General features: G+C 47.6%; 18 protein-coding genes. 3 read left to right on the forward strand and 15 right to left on the reverse strand.

Annotated features, from left to right (window positions below; all coding sequences use genetic code 11):
* Positions 1-136 precede the first annotated feature (136 nt).
* Positions 137-1,090, reverse strand: coding sequence for a ferredoxin-like domain-containing protein (locus WMO65_RS20160; protein ID WP_033143100.1), 954 nt, complete (start codon positions 1,088-1,090; stop codon positions 137-139).
* A 79-nt stretch (positions 1,091-1,169) separates the two neighbouring features.
* A complete protein-coding gene (locus WMO65_RS20165; RefSeq protein ID WP_148392388.1) occupies positions 1,170-2,804 on the reverse strand; it encodes an FAD-dependent oxidoreductase in 1,635 nt (544 codons plus the stop codon).
* A gap of 195 nt (positions 2,805-2,999) precedes the next feature.
* Here WMO65_RS20165 and WMO65_RS20170 point away from each other — a divergent pair, with 195 nt between their 5' ends.
* Positions 3,000-3,923, forward strand: a complete 924-nt coding sequence (locus tag WMO65_RS20170) for a LysR family transcriptional regulator (protein ID WP_033143098.1) — start codon at positions 3,000-3,002, stop codon at positions 3,921-3,923.
* Positions 3,924-3,964: 41 nt separating this feature from the next.
* On the opposite strand, the gene rd is transcribed toward WMO65_RS20170, so the two are convergent.
* The 6 genes from rd to WMO65_RS20200 all read right to left on the reverse strand — a co-directional run bounded on the left by rd (position 3,965) and on the right by WMO65_RS20200 (position 12,084).
* A complete protein-coding gene (gene rd / locus WMO65_RS20175; RefSeq protein ID WP_148392389.1) occupies positions 3,965-4,123 on the reverse strand; it encodes a rubredoxin in 159 nt (52 codons plus the stop codon).
* Between the two features lie 261 nt (positions 4,124-4,384).
* Positions 4,385-4,867, reverse strand: a complete 483-nt coding sequence (locus tag WMO65_RS20180; RefSeq protein ID WP_033143096.1) for a hypothetical protein — start codon at positions 4,865-4,867, stop codon at positions 4,385-4,387.
* 32 nt (positions 4,868-4,899) lie between these two features.
* Positions 4,900-6,438, reverse strand: coding sequence for a Na+/H+ antiporter NhaC (gene nhaC, locus WMO65_RS20185; RefSeq protein ID WP_148392391.1), 1,539 nt, complete (start codon positions 6,436-6,438; stop codon positions 4,900-4,902).
* Positions 6,439-6,490: 52 nt separating this feature from the next.
* On the reverse strand, positions 6,491-8,026 hold the full coding sequence (hutH, locus tag WMO65_RS20190) for a histidine ammonia-lyase (protein ID WP_033143094.1): 1,536 nt from the start codon (positions 8,024-8,026) through the stop codon (positions 6,491-6,493).
* A 218-nt stretch (positions 8,027-8,244) separates the two neighbouring features.
* Positions 8,245-11,109: an ATP-binding protein gene (locus WMO65_RS20195; protein WP_148392393.1), complete on the reverse strand. Its 2,865-nt coding sequence runs from the start codon at positions 11,107-11,109 to the stop codon at positions 8,245-8,247.
* A gap of 312 nt (positions 11,110-11,421) precedes the next feature.
* Positions 11,422-12,084 (reverse strand): Crp/Fnr family transcriptional regulator, encoded by a 663-nt coding sequence (locus tag WMO65_RS20200; protein ID WP_148392395.1) that lies wholly within the window; start codon positions 12,082-12,084, stop codon positions 11,422-11,424.
* A gap of 198 nt (positions 12,085-12,282) precedes the next feature.
* Between WMO65_RS20200 and WMO65_RS20205 the strand changes: the two genes are divergently transcribed.
* Positions 12,283-12,687 (forward strand): DUF3783 domain-containing protein, encoded by a 405-nt coding sequence (locus tag WMO65_RS20205; protein ID WP_052099662.1) that lies wholly within the window; start codon positions 12,283-12,285, stop codon positions 12,685-12,687.
* 59 nt (positions 12,688-12,746) lie between these two features.
* On the opposite strand, the gene WMO65_RS20210 is transcribed toward WMO65_RS20205, so the two are convergent.
* The 5 genes from WMO65_RS20210 to WMO65_RS20230 are packed head-to-tail and all read right to left on the reverse strand — an operon-like array spanning position 12,747 to position 19,299.
* Positions 12,747-14,294: an MGH1-like glycoside hydrolase domain-containing protein gene (locus WMO65_RS20210; RefSeq protein ID WP_052099661.1), complete on the reverse strand. Its 1,548-nt coding sequence runs from the start codon at positions 14,292-14,294 to the stop codon at positions 12,747-12,749.
* Positions 14,295-16,211: a beta-L-arabinofuranosidase domain-containing protein gene (locus tag WMO65_RS20215; RefSeq protein WP_148392397.1), complete on the reverse strand. Its 1,917-nt coding sequence runs from the start codon at positions 16,209-16,211 to the stop codon at positions 14,295-14,297.
* Between the two features lie 22 nt (positions 16,212-16,233).
* Positions 16,234-17,058, reverse strand: a complete 825-nt coding sequence (locus tag WMO65_RS20220) for a carbohydrate ABC transporter permease (RefSeq protein ID WP_103731813.1) — start codon at positions 17,056-17,058, stop codon at positions 16,234-16,236.
* A gap of 10 nt (positions 17,059-17,068) precedes the next feature.
* Positions 17,069-17,950 carry a carbohydrate ABC transporter permease gene (locus WMO65_RS20225; protein WP_033143091.1) on the reverse strand — a complete coding sequence of 294 codons (882 nt, stop codon included), beginning with the start codon at positions 17,948-17,950 and terminating at the stop codon, positions 17,069-17,071.
* A gap of 53 nt (positions 17,951-18,003) precedes the next feature.
* Entirely contained in the window at positions 18,004-19,299 is a 1,296-nt protein-coding gene (locus tag WMO65_RS20230; RefSeq protein WP_148392399.1) for an ABC transporter substrate-binding protein, read from the reverse strand.
* A 273-nt stretch (positions 19,300-19,572) separates the two neighbouring features.
* Here WMO65_RS20230 and WMO65_RS20235 point away from each other — a divergent pair, with 273 nt between their 5' ends.
* Complete coding sequence (locus WMO65_RS20235; protein WP_033143089.1) at positions 19,573-20,466, forward strand: AraC family transcriptional regulator; 894 nt, start codon at positions 19,573-19,575, stop codon at positions 20,464-20,466.
* Between the two features lie 23 nt (positions 20,467-20,489).
* On the opposite strand, the gene WMO65_RS20240 is transcribed toward WMO65_RS20235, so the two are convergent.
* Together WMO65_RS20240 and WMO65_RS20245 are read right to left on the reverse strand one after the other, a co-directional pair.
* Positions 20,490-21,737, reverse strand: coding sequence for an MFS transporter (locus WMO65_RS20240; protein ID WP_148392401.1), 1,248 nt, complete (start codon positions 21,735-21,737; stop codon positions 20,490-20,492).
* A gap of 106 nt (positions 21,738-21,843) precedes the next feature.
* The gene (locus WMO65_RS20245; protein WP_033143087.1) at positions 21,844-22,716 is read right to left on the reverse strand and encodes a class II fructose-bisphosphate aldolase; all 873 of its coding nucleotides are present in this window, start codon (positions 22,714-22,716) and stop codon (positions 21,844-21,846) included.
* Positions 22,717-22,845: the final 129 nt, after the last annotated feature.

Below are 22,845 nucleotides of genomic sequence, written 5' to 3' on the forward strand. Positions count from 1 at the left end.
CCCGCAGAGAAAAAAGAGGGTGTCTGTAAAAGATACCCTCTTCGTTTCTTTGCTATTAATCATAGCAATCCATAATTCTTTTGTCAATGCAGAAAGACATTTTTCATAGCTGTCATTATGCAGCCGGTAAGGCATCTTAGCAGGTAGCTCCGCCCACCTCGTGCAGTTTGGCAGACAGGATTTCCTCTTTCCTCTCCAGGATCTCATCGGAGAGAAGCTGTGCCTCCACATTCTCAAATCCAAGACGCTCAATCGTATCAGAGAAACGTTCTCCTGTCTTTCCCTGTTCCCTGTACAGAAGAAGGGTTTTCTCAATTACACTCATAAGCTCTTCCTTGGTTGTAAAGATCTTGCTCATAGGCTTTCCGATGGCGATCTTCTTTCCCCATCTTCCGCCCAGATAGATCTTATATCCGTAGGTGCCGTCCTCAATGGCGTCAAAATGACAGGTGCCGATACAACGTCCGCAGTTGATACATTTTTCCCGGTCAAGCTCCATGACCCCGTCCACAAGTTTCACAGCATCAATGGGACAGATTTTCACAACGCTGCACTTCTTACATCCGCTGCACATATCCTGATCAAAGTTTGGAATGAGCTGACCGACAATACCCAGATCATTCAGGTTCGGTTTCACACAGTTGTTTGGACATCCGCCCACTGCGATTTTAAATTTGTGAGGCAGTTTTACATCATGCCAGTTTACATAAAACTCATCATGAATCTCTTCGGAAAGTCCAAAGGAATCCAGAAGGCCATACTGACAGGTGGTTCCTTTACATGATACTACAGGGCGCACTTTAGAACCGGTACCGCCTGTGTCCAGCCCGCATTTCTGGATATAGGCACGAAATTCATCAATTTTCTCATATGGGACTCCCTGAACTTCCACGGTAAGACGTGTGGTGTATGTCACCCCGCCGTTGCCGAACAGTTTTGCTGCCTCACCAATACATATCTGCTGTTCTGCTGTAATTTTTCCGTTCTTGGTTATGATCCTGGCGGAAAAATTATCCGTTCCCTTGTTGTTCAAAAAGCCCAGGGCCTTTACTCTTTTCTCATCTTCTTTGCTCACTGTTAATGTTGCCATTTCTACTTTCCTCCAACTTTTTATCTTTTCTGGTCTTGCCTGTCTTGTGCGTTCCTGCCGTTATGTTTTACATCATTCTTCAGTCTTCTGTCAGATCTTCTCCATTGAATGTGCTTCCGCCCTCCAGAACCTTGGTATTGGTGTATCCGTAATATCTCAGACGGTTCTGCAGCATATATGCCCTCTTACCTTTTGCGCATACAAGAAGCATCTTCTCATCCTTCGGATGACCTTCCACTTCACCGTCAATCTCCTCCAGATTCATAAATTCCACACCTTCCAGAGTCGGTTTCAGGGATGCGTCAATCACTTTGTAGCCCTCTGCCTTGCCTTCTGCGAACTCAACCGGCGTAAAGGTATCTAAAGAACCGGACATTTTGTTCAGAAGGATATTGATGCAGTGCGCAAAGGGATGAATCGCTGTTGAGAACGGCGGCGCATATGCAAAATCCAGATGCTCCAGCTGCTGCACAGTGGCCTTCATGCTCAGTGCCACTACAGCGATATCCACCATCTTATCCACAGCGCCCTTTCCCAATACCTGGATTCCCAGGAATTCACCGGTCGTTTTATCTGCGATCATCTTGACCAGGAAGGAGTCTGCACCCGGATAATAATGTGCCTTGTCATCTACAACAGCTACAACGGAAACCACATCATGTCCCGCTTCCTTAGCCACCTGCTCTGTAAGTCCTGTACGGCCTGCGTTCAGTCCCGGCAGTTTTACCACGCCTGTTCCCAGAACGCCCGGATAGGAAACATCAGCACCGGCAATATTCTGTGCTGCGATCCTGCCCTCAATGTTTGCAGAGGAACCCATGGGTGACCATGCTCTTGCATGTGTCATACGGTTGGTGATCATGGAGCAGTCACCGAGAGCATAAATATTCTCGTCATTGGTTCTCATATGGTCATCTACCAGAACCGTTCTGTTTGGCGCAAGCTCAATTCCCGTATCTGCCAGGAATGCTGTATTTGCACGGATACCAAGGGAGAGTACCAGGGCATCTGCCTTGATCGCTCTTCTGGATGTCTTAACCTTCTCAACAGTCCCGTCACCTTCCACACCTTCCAGCTTCGTATCCAGAAGTGTCATGATTCCCTGGTCTGCCAGATGGTCCTCCACAAACTCTGCCATCTCCGGATCAAATCCCGGCATAATGTGCGGGAGCATATCCAGAACTGTGGTGCGGATGCCGCGGCTCTGAAGATTCTCCGCAACTTCCAGACCGATAAATCCACCGCCCGCGATCACTGCACGCTTGATCGTGCCGGATTCCGCTGCTTTTCTGAGGGCCTCCGCGTCATCAGGCGTTCTCATCATAAATACATTCTTCATATCAAGTCCCGGAAGGGGCGGTACAACTGGAGATGCACCGGTTGCTATTACCAGTTTATCATATGTATATTCTTTTGTCTCACCTGATTTCAGGTCTTTGGCAGTCACTTTTCTGCCTTCACGGTCAAGACCCGTCACCTCAATACCTGTCTCAACTTCCGCTCCGGTCAGTTTTGCAAATTTCTCAGGTGTGTTGACGATCAACTGGCTTCTCTCATGAATCACATCACCTACATAATAAGGAAGTCCGCAGCCCGCATAAGAAATATCCTCACTCTTGGTAAGAATCAATACCTCTGTCTCTCTGCTCTCTCTTTTTAACTTTGCCGCAACCTTTGTGCCTGCGGCCACGCCGCCGATAACCAATACTTTCATAGCCCATACCTTCTTTTCTCAAATTTGCGTAACTACTCTTATGCACGGTCAACGCAGTCAATACACAGACCTGATTTGAACAGTTACAACTTGCTCTCTTTGGTTTATGATTAGTATAACACTTGCACATGTATAAGAAAAGTAATATAATTTTATATAATTAATAGGATTTACCTATGATAAAGGAGACGTCTTATGACCATCAGACATCTGAAAATATTTCTGGCTGTGGCAGAATCCGGTAAAATGAGTCTGGCAGCGGAACAGCTCTTCATCACCCAGCCCTCCGTCAGCCAGGCGATCCGGGAACTGGAGGAGCACTACCAGACACTGCTCTTTGAGCGCCTGTCAAAAAAGCTCTACATCACAGAGGATGGAAAAAAGCTCTATGTCACTGCCAAACAGCTCGTCACCCAGTTTGAAAGCCTGGAGGAGAGCATGCAGAAGGAAAACCGCCGGGAGAAGCTCCGTATCGGCGGCACGATTACCCTTGGCAGCGGAATCCTCTCCAGGGTGGTGCGGGACCTGCGTGCAGAGCAGCCCGACCTTGATATCTATTCTTATATGAACAATACCCAGATCATAGAACAAAAACTTCTGAATATGGAGCTGGATGTGGGTATCGTGGAAGGCCGTGTCAAGAGCCGGGATCTGGTATCCATTCCCCTCATTGACGACATGCTTGTGCTGGCATGCGGACAGAACCACCTCTTTTTCGGCCGCCACACTTTATTCATCAATGAACTGAACGGACATGACTTTGTAAAAAGAGAACCCGGCAGCGGTACCAGGGAACTGTTTGAGAATTTCATTGTGCGCCATGGCCTTGACATCCATACCGTATTTGAGGAGAGCACCCCTGATTCCATAAAAAATGCCATACAGATCAACAACTGTATGGCAGTCATCTCCATCCGCCTTCTGGAAAAGGAGATCCAGAACGGTGAGATGTATGTATTCACAGGTCCTCACAAGGAATGGAACCGGCACTTCTCCTTTGTGTACCACAAGGACAAATACCTGACAGACTCCATTCTCCGGCTGAAAGAGATCGTGAGCAGCTACAATGATGTGGAGGAGATCCGGAAGCTGCCCGGCGGAAAACTGGTGGACAGTTAAGTCCGCAAAAAAGCTGCCGTTATACGCGGCAGCCTTTTTTATTAAGCCTCAATAAATACATCTTTTCCCATACCGCAGATTGGGCATACCCAGTCTTCCGGAAGGTCATCAAATGAGGTTCCCGGAGCAATTCCGTTTTCCGGATCTCCTACCTCAGGGTCATATTCATATCCGCATGGTTCGCATACATATTTTTTCATAATATTTTATACCTCCTGTATATAGCTTCTCCAGTTATCACCTGAATTACACTGATTCTATCACATATTCTCCTATAAATCTAGTCTTTTTTTGTCCAATTTAAAAATTTGTTAAAAATCTCTTTTAAAAAGACTGCACACTTATGTTATTCATAAGTGTGCAGCCTCTCGTCCGGGGAAAGTAAGAGGAGTTTACTTTCCCTTCCCTATAATTCGGAGACCTGTTGATAAAACAGATTTCCTGGACATATTCACAAATATCTACTTCTTCTTTTTGTATCCGGCCATCTGCCGCGGATCAGCATCTGACACCACGGCTCTGGAGTTTTTCTTTCTTGCAAGCACCATTATCTGTTTCGCATCCGCCTTTGTGAAAAACAGGCGTTTACTTCTGTTGCCCCTGCCAAAATGGAGCGCCACCAGTTCCGGATGCTTTCTGTCTTCCCGAATCACGGAAACAATCTCCTTCCAGCTCCAGAAGTCATAATGTGTGGTAATCCTCATCTGATAAAAAATCTCCAGTCCCCTCTCGGTAATAACTGTATCCTTTTTCATCAACAGCGTCAGTATGTACAGCACACCAAATACGGCGGCTACGCGGTAAGGCGTCACAATACCTCCAATGATCAGAGCTGCGGACAAGATCCAGCAGCCGTATGTTACCCACTGCTTACGGGGTTTCAGCTCCCTTGCATGATAAATCGGTCCTTCTAAAGAGTCCCAGGGAAGATGCTCAACACTCAAAATGATACTCCTTTCAGTCAACAACGGATAATTTATGCCTGTGCTTTGGGTGCCCTGCCGGCTGCGCGCATAGCTTCCAGATTCTTCACTGCAAGCTCGTGCTTGTCTGCAGGAGCAGCGGCCGGTTTACGCATTGTCGTTTTGCCGAAAATATTCGTATAAGCACCGTCAGCCCAGAAGATGTTACGACCCAGGAACGCAAGGATTGCAGCCAGGATCGGGTTCAGCAGGTTAACGAACGCAAATGGGAAGTATGCGAACGGATGCACTCCCAGAACACCCATCTGGTAAGCGCCGCAGCCCGTCCACGGGAACATAACTGCCCACAGAGTACCGCAGTCCTCCAAAGTCCTGGACAGCATATTACGTCCCAGACCCATCTCGTCATATTTGTCAACATACAGCGGAGCCGGTACACCAATTCCCAGGAACTGGTCACACATGGTAGCATCGCAGAATAAGGATGTCAGAAGTGTTGCCAGAATCAGACTTCCCACAGAGTGGAGTCTCTTCTTCAGGCCTCCGAACAGTGTATCTACACATCCGCAGCGCTCCAGCGCACCGCCGTAGGCAACTGCCAGCAGAATCAGGTTAATGGTCCACATCTGATGGTCCATACCGCCTCGGCTCAGCAGGTCGTTCGCTAAATCATTAGTGGATTCAAATGTTGTACCATAATGCAGAACGTCGAACAGTTCTCCTAAGCTGTGCATACCCTGGAAAACTGCAGCAAACAGAACGCCGCATCCCACAGAGATTGAAATACCGACAAGTCCCGGTACTTTCATAATACAAACCACCACGATAACAACGATCGGAAGCAGCAGAATCGGGCTTAAGTTAAAGCCTTCTGCCAAAGCTGCCTGTAAATCTGTTGCCACAGAGGCGTCAAATCCTGATGTATCAATATTCAGACCCATGATCGTGTATAAGATCAAAGCAATTATAAACGTTGGGCCTGTGGTGGAAACCATTGCCGTAACGTGGTCAAACAAGCCGGTTTCGGAAACTGCTGCCGCCAGGTTTGTAGTATCGGAAAGCGGTGAGAATTTATCACCAACATAAGCGCCGGAGATGATCATACCTGCAGTGATAGCAGGATTGATTCCCAGGCCGGCACCGATTCCTAAAAAGGCGATACCAATGGTAGCAGTAGCAGTCCAGGAAGAACCGCATGCCAGACCAACAACCGCACACATAATACAGCCGATTGGCAGGAAAAGCTTAGGTGTCAGTAAATCCAGGCCGTAATAGATCAGGGCCGGAATTGTACCGGACATAATGAAAGATGCCACGAGGATACCGACTGTACAAAGAATCAGTATCGCTTCCATTGTAGCACTCAGCCTGTCCAACATACCAGCCAGCATGTCGGAAAAGCTGTGTCCGCAGAGACAGCCGATGATACAGGCCACTACGATAGATACCAGTAACGGCATGTGGGCATCACTGTATCCGCTTCCTCCTACGAAGCCATAAAGCATCAGTGCCATCATGACAACAATTGGAATAATAGCTTCAAAAAAATTCGGAAGACGAACTGTACGTTCTTTCTTTTCGTTCTTTCCCATTAAGACTTACCCCTCTTTTCTCAAATTATTTTTTGCAGGACAGTTTAAGAATTTATTTTGTTTCTATAGCTCCGCCAAGGGCCTCCTCTACCGCTTTGACGAGAGAGCCATCCTTAATAATTTCTTCACAATAGTTGATATCACCGTATAATTCGCGGTCCTCATCTAATGTGGCTACTGCTTTGCGGACTAAGTCATAAGCAGCCTGTGTTCCTTTGCCCAGGCCTTTATTGCCGCGCATATCGATACCCTGGCATGCAACCATAAGTTCCATAGCCAGAACACGTCTTACGTTCTTAGCGATCTCTCCTGCTTTTCTGGCAGCGATGGTACCCATGGATACGTGGTCTTCCTGACCAGCGGATGACGGGATACTGTCAACAGAAGCCGGATGTGCAAGAACTTTGTTCTCAGATACTAATGCTGCTGCGGAATACTGAACGATCATGAATCCGGAGCAAACGCCGCCGTGCGGTGTCAGGAATGCAGGCAGGTCACTGTATGCCGGGTTGACCAGACGCTCAATACGTCTCTCAGATACGTTAGCCAGCTCGGAAACTGCGATTCCCAGGAAGTCAAAGCTCAGTGCCATAGGCTGTCCATGGAAGTTGCCGCCGGAGATACCATTCTTATCTTCTTTGAAGATGATCGGGTTGTCTGTTACAGAGTTAATTTCAATATTTACATGATCCAGTACATAATTCACTGCATCCTTGCTGGCGCCGTGAATCTGCGGTGAACAGCGCAGGGAATATGCATCCTGTACACGAATCTCACCCTGAACCGTAGTGTTCTTGCTGCCTTCCAGAAGTCTTAACAGGTTTCTGGCTGTTGCAAGCTGTCCTGAATGAGGACGCACGTCATGCAGACGGTGATCCAGAGCACTCACGACACCGTTCTGCGCCTCAAAGCACAGAGAGTCAGCGATATCTGCAACCTTCAGAAGCTGCAGCGCATCGTACAGTGCCAGGGAGCCGGCGCTTGTCATTGCCTGTGTTCCGTTGTTCAGAGCCAGTCCTTCTTTTGCGGACAGTTCAATCGTAGGAATTCCCGCACGCTTCATAGCCTCTGCACCGGGAAGAAGTTCTCCTTCGTAATAAGCCATACCAAGGCCCAGCATCGGCAGAACCATATGGGATAACGGTGCCAGGTCTCCGGATGCTCCAAGGGAACCTTTCTCCGGGATAAACGCAGTCACACCTTTATTCAGCATATCGATCATGGTCTGAACAGTCTCCAGACGAATGCCTGAAAATCCTTTTACCAGGTTGTTGATTCTAAGCAGCATCACACCTCTTGCAACATCAATGGGGAACGGATCACCAGCACCTACCGCATGAGTGATGATCAGGTTTTTCTGAAGAGCCTTGCACTGGTCCTGAGAAATTACAACGTCGCTGAATTTACCAAATCCTGTTGTGATTCCATAAACGACCTTCTCTTCCGCAACAAGGTCATCAACCACTTTTCTTGATTCGATAATGTTCTGTTTTGCCTCCTCGGCTAACTCGATTTTTACATTCTCACGACAAATTAAAGCAATCTGTTCCAGTGTGAGGTCTTTACCAGTAATTACAATATTGCTCATATCGCACCCTCTTTTCCTTATATTTTATAGTGCAATTATACACACCTCCGTGTCAAAAAAGCGTCAATAAATGTCAAAATCCACAAACGCAATTGTCTGACAATTATCTTTCATCGTCAAATTCCTCGTGTCACGGTCATTATTCCGTCATTGGCGAACAATATTTTTTCGTGTTATCAGGCTAAATTAAAATATTTTTTTAAGGCGGGAACCTTTTCTCAGAATCCCGCCTTATTCTTGATCTCCTTTAAAACCTTCACAGTGGTCGGATTATTCATTTTTTCTGAGAGCTGTACGCCCTTTTTATAATGCTTTCTGGCTTCCTCTGCCTCTCCCTTTTCCAAAAGGACTAAAGCCATGTACGCTTCCGCACGTTCCAGTCCCCAGTAATATCCATGGCGTTCAAAACATGCCACTGCCTGTTCCAGATACTCCTGGGCCAGTTTGATCTTTCCGAGAAGGTAATAGATCTGCCCCGCGTTGGAATAGAACTGTCCAAGTCCGTTGGTCACCACCTTGCCGGTTCCCTTTTCGATGGCTATTTTATAGTAGGAAAGTGCTGACTGGTAATCACCGGTGGCACGGCAGGCATCCCCGATATAATTATAACACGCCGCAATGCTCATAATATAGCGGGAATCTCTTCCGCTGTAATCCTCAAATATCTGGCGGGCCTCTGTGAGCGTCTGGCGGGCCTCCTCATATCTGCCCTCATGGAGCAGATACCAGCCTCTCAGCCTCATGAAAGCACCTCTCTCGTCCGGTTCCTGCACATTGATCAGGGACAGGCCCTCGTCCACATATTTTTTCACCAGCTCCAGGTCTTCCACTTGAATCCCGTAGAAAATCATCTGCTTGAAATTATTCAGGAGAGATTTCTTATCCTCCAGCATCTCAGCCAGCTTCATGCTCTCCTCAATATTGCGGATACCGGATGCGTAATCTCCCACAGCGATGTCAAAACGGCCCTTGACATAGTACATTTCCTTTTTCATTTCCTGCAGCTGATGAGAATCCTCGTCAAACTGGATCACCTTCTGAGCTAATTCAAGAAGTTCATTGGCCTCAAAGGTTACTCCGTAATTGTCGTCGCCATATTCCATCTCCCAATGAAGTACAGGAAAGTTCTCATTGACAATCGTATAATACTCTTTCAGATATTTAATCTTATATTGATACGCTTTCACCATGTTATGGCACTTCTCATAGTGGTGAATCGTCATTGGAAGATACCCAAAATTTTTCTTCCCCTCAGCCTTTGACTCATAATACTCTGCCAGCATCTGATGGTACATGCGCTTCTTTCCCTCACTCTGGCGCTCGTATATGAACTGGCGGAAGACCTGATGCTCAAATTTATAGTACACATTCCAGCCGACAAGTATTTCCTTGATCAGATGACGCTCCTGCAGCTTTTCAAGAATACGGACCAGGGTCAGCCTGTCCATCTTCGGAAGCAGCAGCTCTATCTCCTCAATGCTGATCTTCTCAGGAAACATGCTCATGCAGTCCAGCACTTCATTTTCCGTCTCCGGCAGGCCTGCAAGCCTTGCTTTGATCACATTGTTGGTCTTCTGGGATTTTTCCAGGGTATATCCCTTTTCCTTTATCAGATTCACCAGCTCCATCAGGAAAAATGCATTTCCGTCAGTCATCTGGAATATACTCCTGAGCTTCTGCTCATCCCCGTTAAGCTCCGGCAGATATTTGTGGAGCAGCTCCATGGTCTCCTCCTCCGTAAAGGGATTCAGAGAAATAACATGGAGATAATCTTTCTTCATGAGTTTCTCCAGGGATTCCATAACCTCCACATCATTGTTCTGGTTATAAGTACACATGAGAAGGATCCTCTCTGTGCCCAGCGTCAGGAGAATCCTGTTCAGAAGCTGGAAGCTCATGGCATCCATCCACTGGATATCGTCAAAGAACAGCACTACCTTGTGCTTTTCCACGATTTTGCGGAACATGTCCAGGATGGCTTTTTCCATAAGCTGATATGTCAGCCTGCCCAGCGGCTTCTCATCCCCCAGGATGCTTCCCTTAAAGAAACGGTCAAGCTGTGCCTGCTCCTCCTCTGTGATGGAGCGCTCCAGCAGTCCGTTCTCCACACACTGCTCCACCTCCCAGAATATGTCATTCCAGGGGCGCAGGAAAAATTCCGACTCCTCCCGGTAGCAGGCAGCATACAATGGAATCATCTGATAGCCCCGCACCATCTGTTTTGCCTTGTCCAGAAGCGCTGATTTGCCTACTCCGTCCTCCCCGCTGATGGCCACACATTGGGGATGGCGGCTCTTGCCGGTTCCCACAATACACTCACTGACCTGGTATATTTCAGCGGTACGGCCCAAAAACGGCGCGTTCCAGGCAGCAGACTCCGCCGTGGTGTTTCCCTTAACATTGAAAATACGGTGAAACAGTTCCTTGATCTCCGGGGACGGCTCCACGCCCAGCTCATCTGCCAGAACCTTCTCCAAATCGTAATACAGCTTGATCGCCATATTATAGTTTCCATTCACCGCATAGATATCCATGATCTCATAGTAGAGCTTCTCATTATAGGGATCATGCTTTAACAGAATGTTGCTGTATTTCTGAATCAGATCCACATCCTTTGTGGCATCCGCGTCGTACAGCTTTTCCCTGGCACATTTGATAAATGCCTGGTTATACTGCTCCTGCATGGAGGTGATCCACTCTTCATATTCATAACTGTTCTTTATCATAAAATGGGAGAGAAACCCTTCTTCCTCGTTCTCCAGAATATTCTCTTCACTGATATGGTCCCAGTCAATATCCGGCATACACTCCGGATTCAGAGAGATGCTGGTATGGCCTGCTGTCACCAGGATTTCCTTGCCAAGCAGCTTTTTGATCTGGTAGACTGCTTCCCTCAGGTTCTTTCTTCCCACATTTTCATTGTCTGCCCCCCAGAGCACGTATATGATTTCTTCCCTTGTAGCTGTCTTCTTCACACAGAGATAATAGAAAAATCCCTCTGCTTTCTTGTATGGAAAATTCACACGCTCTCCGTCCACCTCAACATAAGGTCTTCCCAAAAGATGTACACTGATGTTCGCCACAATTTATCCCTCATATTCTCAATTTACAGTCCCAAAGTAACAAAATGTATTGTATTAAGTATACTCTAATGCAGACACAACTGTCAATACTTCCCCAAATTATGGAAATTTAAAGTTCTTTCTTGTTACTACTTTACCATGCAAAATTGTTATATGTGGTTTTTCTCGGCCATTTTTACGGATACAGCCGTATTTCTTCCCTGTTTCTTATATATTTTCACAGTTTGCTTTCTCACCTGCTTATTATAGGAAGAAACTCCTGCGCCGACCGTGCCGAAAGGCAGCGGCGGCAGGGATTCCGTTAACCGGGCGTCACGACCCCCCTTTGCAGAGTGTAAAACGGTTTTTGCGGAAGGTGATGATTCCCTCCTCCTGCATTCTGCCCAGTTCGTCGGAGAGCACGCTGCGGTTTACACACAGATAATTTGCCAGTTCCTCCCTGGAATAGGGAATCTCCACCGTATTACTCCCTGTCTTCCGGCATTGTATGCGCAGGTATTTCAGTACCCTTCTGCGCACACTTTTTGTGGAGAGGATATCAATCCTGTAAAATTTTCTGACGTTTTCGTTGGCTATAAATTCCATCAGTCTCCGTTCCAGCTCCTCCTCCCATTTTTTATGTCCCGGCATCCAGTCAAAAAACCACACTTTCGCATCCTGGCTGCAGTAAGCGGAATATGGGCTTTGACGGCTGGGCGTGCAGACAATATCAGCCCCCAGCATATAGGAGGGAATCAGCTTCTGAAAAAGCCTTTCATTTCCATCCATATCGATCCGGACGATCCGCACTTCCCCCTCCAGCACGATTCCGAGCTGTCCGATCGTGTCTCCCTCATGCAGTAACTGCTGCCCTTTTCCGTAATCCTGTATCTTTCCCCCAAGAAGCCTGCCCAGTTCCTGCAGCTCCTCTGCGTCCTTTTGCCGGAACAGACAGCTCTGTTTCAGGATTTTTTCATACTTCTCCAGTCCATTCATTTGGCATCTCTCCCTCCTCTTTTTTTACTCCTCTTATTCTATCATCTTCTTATGTTTTCGTAAATTGATGCTTATGATTCCCTCAAACAGATCCTTTTATCTGCTTCCTTAATATTTACAAAAGATGTAAGAACCCCGTTGAAAATTCATAACTTATAGTATATGATGAAAATATGAAAACTGCCTGGAGGGATTGTTATGATTCGCAGACCCAATATCTTATACTATAACAATGGGCAGACGGAAAAAGGAAAAGTGTTGGAAAAAGCAGCACGCCGAATGGGATTCGACTTTACTCCCATTCTCCCGCAGAATGTGCTTCAGACTGTGGGATATCTGGCCAAAATCAAAGGCTTTCCGCAGCGGAAAATATCCGTGCTGGAAAACCTTCCTTCTATTCCTGTGGATGTTATGGTTATGTGCAATTTCACTGACGATAACCTGAACCACCTTCTTCGCATGATGAAGAACGGGGAACTTCCATCCGTTGCCTTAAAAGCAGTCCTCACATCCCAGAACTGCTTCTGGACATTCGCACATCTTGTAAAAGAGCTGGAGGAAGAACACAGAGATTTTATGGAGAGAGAAGAAGAGGAAAAATAAGGCGGAAGGAACGCAGGTGATGCGTTCCTTCCGCCTTATTTTCCTTCCATTATTTTCTATTATAAAATGCAGGTAACAGATTCCGGTACAGAATCAAATCCCGCCTGCAGTCTGCCGTCCGCGTATATCTGAAACCCCGGCCCGCTGCCATATCGCTCCCCCGTTTTATCATATTGGACCGTCACAAGATGACCGCCTGCCGGAACATCCTCCAGTTTGAAATACTTCCATCTATGGTCCAAAAGAGGTGTCACCGTAAGCCTCCCGTCCTCATACATATGGATCCCCGCCGCACCGCTGATGATCAGGTCACAGAAGGTTGAATGATTGTAATCCTTTCCCCTCTCGTATCCCCCTGCTTCCTGCGGAAATCCCTGTTCCTTCAAAAACCTGCGCGCCTCCCACTCTCCGGTGTCGGGATGGAGATTTTCATCGATCCAGCAGGACTTTCTGCCGTACCTGTCTGTTCTGTAATGGGAACCGGCATACAAAAGGAGCAGTTCCCCGTATTCTCTTCTTCCAAATTCGGTATTTCCTCTTTTCTCCCGGTTCTTCTGCAGATACTCCGCTGCTGCCGTCAAAGTCTGCGATGTAGAAAAAGGCCAGGACCAGCCATTCCACAGACAGGGATGCACAGCCTTTTTTTCCAGGAACCCGGGATACCGGCTGCAGGTGGACGGCCCATAGGGTGCATAAAAGCATTCCCGGTCAAAAAGCCTGGAAAAAGCCGCCCCCATGCGCTTTACCTGCGCATCCCCCTCAAACTGAAAAGGCAGCCCAAAATACCAGGGGAGATAGCCAGTTATCTCGTCCATCTCCGCCATCTCTCCCGGCGTCCCTGTTTTCTCCTGCACACGGATTCCCCTGTAGAAGTTCAGTTCCGGCCTCCAGAGCATGGTCTGCATTCTGCGCCAGATGGATTCTGCCTCTCGCTGATATCTTTCCTCAGCGGATTTGTCCCCCTTCCACCCTGCTATCCGAGAGAGGGCAGAGGCTGCTGCTGCCATATAGGAATTTAAGGTGAGCCGAATGCCGTTCCCGCCTGCTGAATATTCCATACCGTCCCTGTTGTCTGAAGACCAGAACAATCCGCATCTGTGCAGACTTCTTATCTTCCACCTTTTATAACTGTCTTCCATATAGGGAAACAGCTCTGATGCCAGATCATAATTTCCGGTTGTCCTGGTGAACCGGTAAACAGCGTGGATCAGCCAGTTGCTGTAATCCTGTTCATGCTCCCTGCCGCTTCCCAGGAACCAGTACACACAGTAATCCCTCAGATATGTATCACTGCCCCGTAGCCAGCGCCCTTCCATAAGATGATGGCCTGCCGCGCAGGATATGCCGTTATAGGGCCCTGACCAGGGGACTTGGGGAAGAAATTCTGTGAGGATATAGCCTTCCGGGGTCTTTTTGATATGTTTCCGGTAGACCCACCAGCGGAAATAATAGATTTCCTCAAGGACCGGGTCCTGACAGTCCAGCAGGGGGATGTGCTCCCCCATCCAGACCGCGGCGTGTTTGTTGTCAATTTCCTGTCCATGAGGCTCATCATCCCGGGCGGAAAATTTCTCTGCGTAGAATTTCAGTTTCTCTCTGAGGTGCATTTACTTATCCTCTTTTTTGTACCATGGAAATTGTGTGACCCTCAGCTTGGTACAGCCATAAGGAATCAGGGTGATTTCCTCCTCTGTCCCGTCCGGACTGATCGGACTGACGGGAAGCGTCCCTGCGCTGTTATCCTCCAATTTCCAGGAGTCAAGTCTGCGTCCCCTGGTCTTCAGGCGGATTGGAGGGTGCTCCTTGGAAAACGGGACCACTCCCACACGGCCTGCCTGCATTTCAAAGGAAGGATTCTCTTCCAGTGCATAATTCCAGTCACTTTCAGGGTAGACCTCATAATCTCTGACACCTGCCACTTCTCTGACTGCCTCCCATCTCTCCTTCATGTCCAGCGCATACACCAGGGGGCCTCTCTCAACTGCCACGCTGTTATGGAACCAATGAGATGTTTCAATCTCCATGGAAAACTCCGCTTCGATCTTGTCCCCTGTACGGATTCCTCTGCAGACAGATACCACATCTCCTGTCTTTTCTCTGTTCTTCACTTCTTTGACACAGATTCCGTTCTTGTATATTTTACAGGCACTGCACCATCCCGGGATTCTGATCTTAAATTCCAGCCCGTCATGGGAAGCCTCCTCCACATGGTACGTGATTTTTTCTTTAAAAGGATACTCTGTCTCCTCCCTGATACACAGTTTCTTTCCCTCAGCCTCCGTCTCCAGCCTGCAGGGGGCAAATACCATAGAGACCACTTCCGAGTCACTTTCCCTGTACCACAGGCTCTTCACGAATTTCGGCCATCCCTGATGCATGTTCGCTGTACAGCAGCCGAAATTGGGTTCCAGACCGAACATATTGGATTCCTCATTGTTATTGAACCAGTTCCGCTTTGCTTTGCTCACAAGCACCTGATTTGCCTGCTGCACATACTGATGTGCCATGAAATCCTCTGTAATGGTAGCCGGCAGCGCATTGTAGGCAAGACGCTCCATTTTATCCGCAAAACAGGGAAGTCCGAAGGCCTCCAGCATGGTCTGCAGGCTGAACATATATTCCACTATTGAGCAGAGTTCTGCTCCCTGGGAGGGATTGTTTCCGCTTAAATGCTCATCCCCGTTGACGGCACCGCTTGCGACCCCGTGATATTTATCAGCACTCTCCATCCCTGCCAGTGAAACTGCCTCATAGTCCAGGTCATCGAAGAAATAGGACAGCATTGCAGGGTATTTAAATCCCATGGTCACATTTACGATATGGTTTGCGTGGTATTTCATAGTGTCATGATAATCTTCCCATGAAAAATGGCTGTATTCCTTATTCCAGTCATAATAATAACCCGCAGGCCTTGTAAAAGGAAAATCAGCAAAAATATCCACCCAGTCAAGAGCCTGTTTCCTGAGCATTTCCACAAGCGCCGGAATATAGCTTCTCTCTTCCCGTTCGCAGTACCACTGGATACAGTACAGCAAATCCCCTATTCTGGCGCTTGACCACTGTTTCATAGGCACCTGGGGTATCTTTTTATATAGATACTGAAAATACCTGTCAAAAAACGGAAGTACCCTGCTGTCTTTTTTAATCTCATAGTATTGGATCAGGACCTTCAGCATGACAAATCTGGACCAGTAGTCCTCCTTACTGGCTACAGGACCGAAGTTTCCCTCCTCATCCTGGCTGCCCAGAGTCCATTCCACAAACCTGCAGGCAATGTCCCAGTGTTCTTTGTCCTCCAGATAACAGGAGAGCGGCAGAAGCCCGTCCAGGTAGTAAGGCGCTCTCTCCCAATTTTCTCCTGTACCGCCCAGCCAGCCGGAATAACTGCCCACACTGTCCCAGATGTCAAACAGTTTTCCCGTAAGTCCCTGCATCTGAATTTCCAGCTGTCGTTTCAGCCATCCCTCCGGTTTCACTTCCGGGATGGAAAATGTATGTAATCTTTTCTCATTTTTATTGCTCATAATAGTTCCTCCAGGGTGCCTTTTATTTTAGTGCTCCGCTCAGCATTCCCTTGATAAAATATTTCTGCAGGAATACGAACAGGATCAGGATAGGCATCAGGCCTATAATGGAACTGGATGTCAGAAGTCCCCAGTCCGTACCGTACTGGCCGATCGCCAGATTGGTAAGTCCCACATTGAACGTCTTAATGGAATTGCTGTTGGCAAATACCAGCGCGATCAGATAGTCGTTCCATGTGGTATACGCCGCATAAACGGCAATGGTCGCCACAGATGACCAGGTCAGCGGCAGACATATGTTGGAAAACACGGAGAACGCCCCCGCACCGTCCAGTTTTGCAGACTCCAGCAGACTGTCCGGCACCATGTCAAAGGCGTTTTTCATCATATAAATACAGAACGGTGACTGGAAGGTGGCGTAGATCAGCACCATACTCGGAATCGTATTTAAAAGATGCAGCTTTGACATGATGGAGTACAGCGGATTCAGCAGTGCCTGGAAAGGGATCATGATCGCCGCCAGAATACAGGCCATGAAAAGACCCTTTCCCTTTAACTGCAGCTTTGAGAACCCATACCCGGCCAGCACGCTGACAAAGACCACCAGTAAAATCGTGATCGCGGTAATGACAAAGGAATTCAGCAGATATCCTCTGTACAGACCATCATCCAGGGTAAATATCTTGATATAATTAGCCAGGGTCGGATGCTTTGGAATCAATGTGGGCGGTGTTCCGTATATCTCTGTCTTGTCCTTCAGAGACGTCACCACCGTCCAGTACAGCGGCAGGAAAAAGATGACTGCCAGAACTGTATTCATCCAAGTTTTTTTCGTCACTCTCTTCATACTTTCTCCTCTATTTCGTGGGGTCCTGCAGGACCTTATTTTCAAAATAACTCAGAACACCGAGCACAAGCAGCAGAATCATTGTCATGGCAGATCCATATCCCATCTTAAAATACTTAAATGACGTATTGTATATGTAATGGACAATGGTTGTGGTATCCTGCGCAGGACCGCCTTTTGTCATGATCAGGAACTGCTCAAATGCCAGTACGGAGCCGATGACCGACAAAATCAGTGCCAGAGCCGCATGCGGCTTGATGATCGGCAGAGTGATCCTGAAAAACTGCTTTACTTTATTGGCCCCATCCACACTTGCAGCCTCGTAGATCTGTTCATCTACGGACTGGAATGCCGCCAGAATGATCAGCATGGAAAATCCCGCCATCTTCCAGGTGACCATAAATATCACGGCGGGCAGGGATGTCTTAGCCGAATTCATCCACAGGATAGGGTCCTGTATGATCCCCAGTGTCTGGAGAAGGTAATTCAGCACACCGTACAGATCATTATAGATCCAGAGCCATACCATACTGCAGCATGTCATGGATATGACCACCGGAGCAAAGTACAGGGAACGGAACAAATTCACACCCTTAAATGCCCCATTGATCAGAAGTGCCAGGATAAAAGCCAGAATAAACAGGCACGGGGTCACAAAGACCGCGTATTTCATGGTGAACAGCAATGAATTCCAAAACTGGGCATCCTGAAACAGTTTTATATAATTATCCAGAAAGACAAACGTTTTCTCCCCCAGCACCGGCCAGTCGTAAAATGACATGAGCAGTGACTGGAGAAATGGAAATACAAAAAACATGAGATTCAATATCAGTGCCGGGAGTATGAACAAATAGGATACCAGCGGTATTTTCTTTTTATGTCTTCTCTTCATCAGTTTCTCCTTACTTTATGGAGGGGTGCCTGCAGGCAGGCCCCCTCTTGTTGTCACTGCATAATTTTATTGATAGCCTCCGCAGCATCCCCAAATGCCTGTTCCGGTGTCTTCTCCCCGTTCAGACAGGTCTGCATAGCCTCCAGAATGGGCACATACATCTCATCGTATTTCAAAGATACCGGGGTATGTCCTACCTCCAGCGCCTCTTTCAGCACCTGGTATTCCGGTGTATCATTGAAATATTCGTTGTCAAAGAAATCGCTTCTTGCAGGGAGCAGACCGCCTTTTGCCAGCTCGTCCACCTGTACTTCCTTTGACAGGCCAAACTGTATGAATTCCCAGGCTGCGTCCACATCTTTGCACTGGGAGGTAATGCCGATGGAATCCCCGCCGGAGAAAGACGCATACTCTGTGCCCTCCGGTCCCTTTGGAAGAAGGCAGGCGCCCCAGTTCATATCATTGTGTTCACCGCTTATGAAAGAATAAATAGCTGCACTGCCCAGCACTACCTGGCTGGCTTTTCCTGTGAGGAATGCATCCTGTGCCTCATTCCAGGAGTATGTGGTAACACTGGGAGGCGTTACTTTATAGGTATTTGTCAGATCATTGAACATGGAAAGGGCTGCGACTGCATTTTCGGAATCCAGCTCACATGTCTTCCCGTCTTCTGAGAGCACTTCCCCTCCGTTGTTCCATACATAGGGCATGAAGGTAAACATATGGCCCCCCGCGTCACCTCCGGCATAGACATAGCCGTATCGGTCCGCTGTGGTCAGTTTCTGGGAATCAGCGATCAGCTCATCCCAGGTCTTGGGCGGTGTTTCCGGGTCAAGACCGGCCTCCTGATAATGGTCTTTGTTGTACAGAAGTACGGAAACGTCCGGCGCAAAGGGCACTGCATAAGTCTTGCCTTCAAGCTGTCCTGACTTTATCATACCTTCACTGAAGGTATCCTTATAATCCAGAGCCTCGTACTTATCAGAAATATCAGCAAAGGCTCCTATAGATGCAAAGTAGGGAACCTTTGTGCAGTCCAGGGAGACGATATCCGGCGCCTCTCCTGAGGACAGCGCCAGGGAGAGCTGGTCTGCCATCTGGGATGCGGGCTGCTCCACTACTTTCACTTCCACGTTTTCGTTCTGCTCATTGTATTTTTCTGCAGCGCTTTTTACAGCCGCTACTGTGGAATCACGTGTCCACACAACGATCTCCGACTTTTCGGAAGCTGTCTCCTTGTCTTTTTTCTCACCGGAATTCCTGTCACCGCCGCAGCCTGCCAGCATGGAAACTGCCATAAGAGATGTCATGGAAAGGGCTGCCCATTTCTTCATGTTTCCTGTTTTCATAATTTTCCTCCTTGGACGCAGACCTCAACTTCTGCATCATTATGCATTTTGATATGTTTTACGTGGTATCGGGCCGATATCTTGGGTATATTATACAAAAACTCTTTCTATAAGTAAATTCATATTCTTTACCTAAAATAGTAAAATATTAACAGCATAAAATTGTAATAATTTAACATATAACGAAATATATTTTCTAATTTTTAGTTGATTTACAGCAAATATCCGTTTATAATCATATTAAAATATAAACATATAAGACAGGAGGCCGTCATGGAATATGTGAACTTTTCTACTCCCCCTTACCCGCACTTCATCATTGCAGGGTCTGCCCTCTACCGCCCCGGGGACGCACACGGGAGACGCAGCAATATCGGGATCTTTGACCTGATCTTTATCGAATACGGAGAACTTTATATTACAGACGGAGACGCCTCGTATCATCTCAGGGAAAACGAACTGATTATTTTAAAACCGGATTCCACCCATTACGGACACAAAAAGGTGACGGAGAAAACAAAATTTGACTGGCTTCATTTCAGAAGTGTGGGAGAATATCATTACTCCGAAGAATTTCATCTGGTGAAAGAAGAGCGGAAATCACTGAGTACATATACGGATCGGAAGAGCACACTTACACTCCCCCTTTATAAAAAAATGACACCGCTGGAGAGCAGTGAATTTACATCCATATTCTCGAAATTAATATCTGCCAACATAGACAAATACCAACAGAAAGAGACCCAGGACCAGGCACTTTTATCACCTCTGGAATGCCAGGAGCTGTTTTTCCGGCTTCTGAGCTTTGTACAGGTGTTTCAGCCCCAGCGTAACTCCTCAGAACTTCTGGCTGCTAATATTATGGAATACATCCTTCAGAATTTCCACACACAGCTTACCCTGGAAAGTATAGCAGATTATTTTAATTTTCATCCGGTACATATCATACGGTGCCTGAAAAGGGAATACGGAATCACCCCAAACAAGGCCATCATACAGATCAGGATTGACAACGCAAAAAAGATGCTCATCACCTCCAATCTGAGCATCAATAAAATTTCTGAATTTGTGGGTTTCTCCTCCCCCTCTTATTTTAACAAGGTCTTTCGGGAATATACAGGCATGACCCCCAAGGAATACAGAACACAGAAAAGGCCCGGAATATAAACCGGACCTTTTTCACTCTGTCTTTATTCTATTTCCGGCTGTATCTGCACAGCTGTCTCTTTCTTTAACTCTCTCTCAAGAAGCAGTAAAAATCCAAGAGCCGCAGCCCCGCACAGCGCACCTATGGCAAATACCACATTGATATCCATGCCTGCACCCAGCACGGAATTGGTGACAGCAGGGGCGCTTAAGGTTGCCACAATAATTCCAAACATGACATACCCGTAATTCTCCCCGGAATGCTTCATACCGAAAATAGAACTTGCCAGGGAGGGAAAACTTCCCATAATGCCGCCGTAGCAGGCATACATCAGCACCACGCACACCGTAGTCATCGGTGCCGGAGCTGTGATCAGAAGGACCATGGCAAGGACTATGAAAGCCAATACCCCTTTCAGACAGATGGTACGCCCCACCTTATCTGCGGCAGTAGGCAGAAGAAGCCTGGCAGCTGCGTTGCAGACGGAACCCGCCATGACCGAAGTGACGGCTATGCCTGAGGCTATGCCCCTGTCCATCTGGACGGTCTGGGACAGAGGCGAAAGAATCAGATAGGGGATCAGCCCAAACAGCATGACTGCCAGCAAATAATAGAATTTCTTTGTCCGCAGCATCTCCCCTGATGAATACTGGCGTCCCTCATAGAGCGCAGCAGCAGACTCTTTTCCTCCGCCAGATCCAAGATCCCGTTTCTCCGGATTTCTGATAAAAATGCTTGCCAGTATCCAGGCCAGCGCCAGTACGGAACCGATCGTCAACAGGGTAAACTGAATGCCCCGCTCTGCCAGCAGCACTCTGGAAAGCGGAGCCAGAAAAAATCCGCAGAGGCCGTTTGCTGTCACGATAACCCCTGACGCAAAGCCTGTCCTGTCAGGAAACCATTTCTGGGCTGTGGATATAATGGTGGTATATATCATGCCCTGCCCAAATCCCTGCATGATCCCATATGTCAGATACAGCATAACCGGTGACTGCCGCATGGAAAAAGCGGACATCAGAATCCCCGCTGCGAATATCCCGCCTCCCACAGCCACCACGATCCCGGGGTTTGATCTGTCCTGAATCCTTCCCCCGATAATATTTCCCGGCACAAATGCCAGAAAGCTTAAATAGAATCCCATACTGGCCTGACTCTGGCTCCAGCCTGTCAGCTCCATGGCGTAGGGCTGGTATATGGACCATATATGCGGATACCCTGTAAAAAATATGGCAAAGGCACCGAAGATCAGTATCAGATATTTTGTCTTTGCACTGGTTTTATTCTCTCTCATAATCTCTCCCTCGCTCCCTTTGTTACTGCTTTATGTAAACCACTATTCCCCTATTTTTGTTTTAAAATACCGGACAGCAGCGTACACTGCTGTCCGGTCATTGTTCTTACTGTGCCCGGAATGAATTTTCAGACAGGCATTCGTATGGTGTGTTGAATACCAGAATATGACGTTTTACATTCTCATATGTCCCCTGCACCATAGCCTCGTTCAGGTCAAAGTAATTGTGTTTTCCCTCTGAGGCAATGTACTCCTCCACTTTCTTTGTCAGGCAGTTAAAGCTTGCAGTCGCAATGTTTACTTTCCTGATACCAAGGGAGATTGCTCTCTGGAAATCAGAATCCGTGATGCCGCTGCCGCCGTGAAGCACCAGGGGAATATCCACTTTATTATGTATCTGCTCCAGCACATCAAAGGCCAGCTTCGGAGCCACCGGATAATTTCCATGCGCGTTGCCGATCGCCACGGCAAGGGCGTCAATGCCTGTCTTCTCTGCAAATACTTTGGCGTCATCCGGGTCAGTACAGCGGATACCATGGTCACAGCTTCCGTCCTCACTGCCGCCTACCAGGCCCAGTTCGGCCTCCACTGTAGCGCCGTACTCTGCTGCCAGTTCCACAACTTTTCTGGTATTTGCAATGTTTTCTTCAAAAGGAAGTGTGGAGGCATCCAGCATTACGGATGTAAAACCAAGCTCCAGCGCTCTCTGAACCGTCTCAAAAGTAAGGCCGTGGTCCAGATGCACTGCCACATCCACCTTAGCTGATTTTGCCGCCTGCACCATCATAGGGCCCATCAGGTCAAGGGGGGAATGTTTCAGACGCACTTCTGCGATCTGTAAGATGATAGGAGTATCAAGCTCCTCTGCTGCCCGGATGGCTCCTTTTACCATTTCCATATTGCCTACACTGAATGCACCGCATCCCCTGTTGTTTTTTGCTGCGTTTTCCAGTAATGTTTTCATTTTTACCAGTGCCATAATGATTTTTCTCCTTTATCTCATTCTTTATTTGTATCGGTTCAGGTAACTGTTCAGTCAGGTCTGCGCATTTACTGCGCTGACCGTGCAAAAGAGTAGTGGCGGCAGGTATTCGCCCCATCGCGAAGC

This window comes from Blautia caccae (assembly GCF_040095955.1).
In the GTDB taxonomy this organism is placed as follows: Bacteria; Bacillota; Clostridia; order Lachnospirales; family Lachnospiraceae; genus Blautia; species Blautia celeris.

Bases quoted from the DNA above. Each gene is read 5' to 3' on its own strand.
- WMO65_RS20160 (WP_033143100.1), bottom strand. From the start codon at position 1,090: ATGGCAACATTAACAGTGAGCAAAGAAGATGAGAAAAGAGTAAAGGCC.
- WMO65_RS20165 (WP_148392388.1), bottom strand. From the start codon at position 2,804: ATGAAAGTATTGGTTATCGGCGGCGTGGCCGCAGGCACAAAGGTTGCG.
- WMO65_RS20170 (WP_033143098.1), top strand. From the start codon at position 3,000: ATGACCATCAGACATCTGAAAATATTTCTGGCTGTGGCAGAATCCGGT.
- rd (WP_148392389.1), bottom strand. From the start codon at position 4,123: ATGAAAAAATATGTATGCGAACCATGCGGATATGAATATGACCCTGAG.
- nhaC (WP_148392391.1), bottom strand. From the start codon at position 6,438: ATGGGAAAGAACGAAAAGAAAGAACGTACAGTTCGTCTTCCGAATTTT.
- hutH (WP_033143094.1), bottom strand. From the start codon at position 8,026: ATGAGCAATATTGTAATTACTGGTAAAGACCTCACACTGGAACAGATT.
- WMO65_RS20200 (WP_148392395.1), bottom strand. From the start codon at position 12,084: ATGAATGGACTGGAGAAGTATGAAAAAATCCTGAAACAGAGCTGTCTG.
- WMO65_RS20205 (WP_052099662.1), top strand. From the start codon at position 12,283: ATGATTCGCAGACCCAATATCTTATACTATAACAATGGGCAGACGGAA.
- WMO65_RS20210 (WP_052099661.1), bottom strand. From the start codon at position 14,294: ATGCACCTCAGAGAGAAACTGAAATTCTACGCAGAGAAATTTTCCGCC.
- WMO65_RS20215 (WP_148392397.1), bottom strand. From the start codon at position 16,211: ATGAGCAATAAAAATGAGAAAAGATTACATACATTTTCCATCCCGGAA.
- WMO65_RS20220 (WP_103731813.1), bottom strand. From the start codon at position 17,058: ATGAAGAGAGTGACGAAAAAAACTTGGATGAATACAGTTCTGGCAGTC.
- WMO65_RS20225 (WP_033143091.1), bottom strand. From the start codon at position 17,950: ATGAAGAGAAGACATAAAAAGAAAATACCGCTGGTATCCTATTTGTTC.
- WMO65_RS20230 (WP_148392399.1), bottom strand. From the start codon at position 19,299: ATGAAAACAGGAAACATGAAGAAATGGGCAGCCCTTTCCATGACATCT.
- WMO65_RS20235 (WP_033143089.1), top strand. From the start codon at position 19,573: ATGGAATATGTGAACTTTTCTACTCCCCCTTACCCGCACTTCATCATT.
- WMO65_RS20240 (WP_148392401.1), bottom strand. From the start codon at position 21,737: ATGAGAGAGAATAAAACCAGTGCAAAGACAAAATATCTGATACTGATC.
- WMO65_RS20245 (WP_033143087.1), bottom strand. From the start codon at position 22,716: ATGGCACTGGTAAAAATGAAAACATTACTGGAAAACGCAGCAAAAAAC.